Source organism: Deltaproteobacteria bacterium (assembly GCA_003696105.1).
Lineage (GTDB): Bacteria > Myxococcota_A > Polyangia > Haliangiales > J016 > J016.
The window spans coordinates 1-4184 of the sequence record RFGE01000044.1 but is presented as its reverse complement, the minus strand read 5'-3'; the positions used below and the strand labels follow the sequence as shown (position 1 = coordinate 4184).

Sequence of the window (4184 nt, the reverse complement as noted above, 5' to 3'; positions counted from 1 at the left end):
GTCTTCGCCTTCGACGCGGCCTTCGCCTTCGACGCGGTCTTCGCCTTCGACGCGGCCTTCGCCTTCGACGCGGTCTTCGCCTTCGACGCGGTCTTCGCCTTCGACGCGGTCTTCGCCTTCGACGCCGCCTTCGCCTTCGACGCGGTCTTCGCCTTCGACGCGGCCGCGGTCTTCGACGCGGCCTTCGCCTTCGACGCGGCCGCCTTCGATGCCGCCTTGCCGGCCGCGGTCTTGCCCGCCGCGGTCTTCGCCTTCGACGCGGCCGCCTTCGACGCCGCCGCCTTCGCCTTCGACGCGGTCTTGCCCGCCGCAGTCTTCGCCTTCGACGCCGCCGCCTTCGACGCGGTCTTGCCCGCCGCCGTCTTCGCCTTCCCCGCCTTGCCCCGGGTCCCCTTGGCTCCCTTGCCCGCCGCCTTGGCCTCCTCGGCCTTCCGCATCGCGACGCGCATGATCGCGCGCTTGCGAATCTCGAGATTGAGCTGGGGCCGGTCCGGGAAGACGACCGGCGCGAGGCCGCCCCGCACCGCCTTGGCGTCCTCCTTGAGCAGCACGTTGCGCATCACCGTCGCCGACGGCGTCGACCGCAACCGCGACACAGTCTTGGGATCCTTCATGATGCGCGCCAGCCGTCCGAGGATCGGCAGGTGAATCCGATCGGATGTGAGCCCGAGCAAGAAGAACAGGTACGTGGGCTTGCCGTCGGGCGCACCGAACTCGACGCCGCGATACGACCGGCCGACCACGATGAACGGCCGCGCGATCTTGCCGTGGTCGCGCTGGCGCGTGTGCAGGAACGCGACCCCGCCCTCCATCGCGGTCGACGCGAGCGCTTCGCGGTCGATGAGCGCGCCGATGAACCACGGCTTGTTCTTGAGCCAGCCCTGCGAATAGGCGCGCGCCGCCACCTCCTCGATGACGCCCAGCGCGTCGGTCGCCCTCAGGTCCGGGATGATCGCCTCGTCGGGCAGCAGGTCCGCCAGCGGCATCAGCATCCCGTCCGCGGCCCGGTCGTCGGACGCGCGCTGGCGCTCCAACCACTCGTCGAGCGCGCGCCGGTCGAACACCCAGTTGCGCCCCGATCGCGACGCCGGAATCTGGTCGTTGCTGGCGAGTTTGAGCAGCGTCTTCTCGCCCATCTGGAGGTACTGCGCCGCCTGCGCCAGCGACATGGAACTCTTGGACCCCGGCATGAGCACGCCAACTGTAAGACGCCGCACGGCATGCGCACAACCGCGCCGCACGGCAAATTCCCGCGCGCGACCGCGCGTCGCCGGCGATTGGCCGCCGCGCGGCCGGTGGGTCGCGCGCGTGTCGCGGTGCCGTCGATTCGGTACTATCGACCGCATATGACCCGCGCTCGCACTGTCGCCGCAACGGAAGTCTTGTTGGTGGTCGGGCTGGTGTCGTTCGTCGCGGCCGCGTACGCGGCTGAGCGCATCCTCGGCATCGACGGCCCCGTCGCCGTATCCAAACCGATCGCCATCGTCATGGCCGCCATCCCCGGCCTGCTGTGGCTCGTCTACTTCTACCTGCAGGATCGCCACGAACCGGAGCCGAAGCACTACGTGTTCGCGCTGTATCTCGCCGGAGCGTTCTTCGCGGCGCCGGTCTCAGGCTTTTTCGTCGACCTGGCCGCCCCGGACGCGTCCACCAGCACGCTGCCGCCCTGGTCGGCGGCGAACGTGGTGTGGAGCATCGCGGTGGTGGGGCTCGCGCAGGAGGCGCTCAAGTACGGCGTCGTGCGCTACAGCATCTACCGCTCGGCCGAGTTCGACGAGCCGATGGACGGCATCATCTACATGACGGCCTGCGGCATCGGCTTCGCGACGTACGTCAACTACAAATATCTGCAAGGCCTCGACGGCAGCGTGTACCTCAGTGCCGGCGCCGCCAACGCGGTCGTGGTGACCCTCGCCCACGCCTGCTTCGCCGGTGTGCTCGGCTACGCGCTCGGCCGAGCGAAATTCTCGCCCGCCGATCCGACGCGCCGCGGCCTCGTTCTCCTCGCCGGATTGGTCGTCGCCGCCGTGCTCAACGGCCAGTTTCGCCTCCTCGAGACCGCGGTGAAGCCAGCGGGGCTGCAGGTACAACCGTGGCGTGCAGTCGCGTACGCGGCCGGCTTCGCGGCCGCCGTGTTTTTCGTGACGTCCGTGCTGATGCGCCGCCACCTGGCGTCCTCGCCGCACGCTCTCGCCGATGCGGAGGCCGCGCGATGACCGAGCGCAACGCCCCGAGTGCCGCTGAACGGCCGCCGTCGATCTGGCACCGGCACGACCTGATCGTCGTCGCCGCCGCGGCGGTGTTGTTCGCCGCCGGAGCCGCCGCCCACGCCCGCCTCGTCGAGCCGGACCTCATCGAGTTTTCCCGCGACGGGCTGAGCGTGCGACGGCCGGGCGGCCTGCTGCCGCCGGCGCCGGTGCCGCCGGCCGCGTCCCCGCTGGCGCGCCTGGCCGACGGGGGTGACGGCGGCCCGCACGCCCCCGCATTCCACCAGCGGTGGTCGTCGCCGGACGGTCCGCTGATGGCGTTCGAGGTGCGCATCGCCCCGCGCCCGGCGTTCCGCGGGCTCGGCGTCGTGCTCCAGGCCGAGCGCGCCGCCCGCTACGGCGACATGGTGTGGGTCGCGGACAGCCGAACCGTCGAACTCGGCGGCACGCAGTGGCTGCGCAGCGAGTTCCGCTACGCCGTGAAACCGACCGAGTGGGCGGCGCCGCAGATCGCCACCGGCATCGAATATGCGGCCGTGAATGGCGACCGGCTGTACGTCGTCACAGCCCACGGCACACCGGAGCAGGCCCGCTACCTCGAACGCGTCGCGCTGTCGACGCTCCGTCTCGGCCCCGGAGGTCAGCCATGACGACTCGCGCTACTCGTCCCGACCCGCTGCGCCGCGTGGCCCTCGCGCTCGCGGTCGTCGCCGCGCTCGCCCTGCCCTTGACCGGCGGCGCGGACGAACGCGCCCGGCGCATCCTCCAACAGGTGATGCCGTCGGTCGTGTACATCATCTCCGTCGAGGTTCGCGGCGACCAGCTCGTGCCGGTCCAGACCGGCTCCGGCACCATCATCACCGAGGACGGCTCGATCATCACGAACTACCACGTGCTCAACAACGCCAAGGAGGGCCGGCTGTTCGATGCGTTCGTCGTGGGCCGGTTCCGGGCGCCCGACCGAGAGCCCGAGCTGGTCTGCGGGGGCGTCCCGGCGGAGGGCGTGCTCGATCCCGAACTCGATCTCGCCCTCATCAAGTGCCGAGTCGACATGAGCGGCCGGCCGCTGTCGCCGGCCGGCTGGCCCGCGATCCGCATCGGCGACTCGCGCCAACTCGTACCCGGCGAACAGCTCACGATCCTCGGTTACCCCGGCGTCGGCGGCGGCACCATCCACGTCACGTCCGGCGAGCTGTCGGGCTGGCAGGGGCCCAGGGGCGGCGCCGGTCGCGCCTTCATCAAGACGGACGCGCAGGTCGCGCACGGCAACTCCGGCGGCACCGCGATCAACGAGGACGGGGAGTACATCGGCGTGCCGACCGCGTTCCACCTCGAGACGCAAGACTTCGGCGGCGTCGTCGCCACCGCCGGCAACGTCGGGCTCATCCGGCCCATCGAGCACGCCGAACCGTTGATCGCGATCGCCCGGCGCGGATGGACCCCCCGTCGCCAGCGCGTCGCGGATGGCCCCGGCCCGAGCCGGCCCGAGGAAGCCGCGCCGGCCGCGCCGGCAAACGAAGCCCAGGAGGAGCCGAATCCGGCGCCCGCCCAGGAGGCACCGTCGCCCGCCGGGCCGGCCGACGGCGGACGACCGGAGCCGAGCCCGCCGCCCGCGCCGCGCCGCAGTGGGTTTCAGCCCGGTCGCAGCGAGGGCGTCGTCGTCGTCGGCCGGGTGGTCGACGCCGCCAACGGACGACCGATCGCGGGCGCCTTCATGATCGTATTCAAGCCAGGGATCCGCACCGGCGATCTCGACCCGAAGCGGCTCGAACAGCAGGCTCTCACGTTCGGGCAGGCCGACGAGCGCGGCCAGTTCAGCACGATGCACCGCGTGCCGCGCGGGGCGAGCTACACGGTGCTCGTTGCAGCCGACGGCTATGTGCCGCTGATCCGCGACGACGTGCTGGTCGTCGGTCCCGACGCCCCCGACCGGTTCGATCCATGGGAAGCGATCGCCCTGGACCGCCGCTGACCGGC

At 71.5% G+C, this 4184-nt stretch carries 4 protein-coding genes; 3 read left to right on the top strand and 1 reads right to left on the bottom strand.

Annotated features, from left to right (window positions below; all coding sequences use genetic code 11):
- Positions 1-1169 (bottom strand): helix-turn-helix domain-containing protein (locus D6689_02895; GenBank protein ID RMH44256.1); only part of this gene is annotated, 1169 nt, incomplete at its 3' end.
- A gap of 51 nt (positions 1170-1220) precedes the next feature.
- Here D6689_02895 and D6689_02890 point away from each other — a divergent pair.
- The 3 genes from D6689_02890 to D6689_02880 are packed head-to-tail and all read left to right on the top strand — an operon-like array spanning position 1221 to position 4179.
- On the top strand, positions 1221-2216 hold the full coding sequence (locus tag D6689_02890; protein RMH44255.1) for a PrsW family intramembrane metalloprotease: 996 nt from the start codon (positions 1221-1223) through the stop codon (positions 2214-2216).
- On the top strand, positions 2213-2857 hold the full coding sequence (locus tag D6689_02885) for a hypothetical protein (protein RMH44254.1): 645 nt from the start codon (positions 2213-2215) through the stop codon (positions 2855-2857). Before D6689_02890 ends, D6689_02885 begins: the two co-directional genes overlap by 4 nt.
- Positions 2854-4179: a serine protease gene (locus D6689_02880; protein ID RMH44253.1), complete on the top strand. Its 1326-nt coding sequence runs from the start codon at positions 2854-2856 to the stop codon at positions 4177-4179. Before D6689_02885 ends, D6689_02880 begins: the two co-directional genes overlap by 4 nt.
- Positions 4180-4184: the final 5 nt, after the last annotated feature.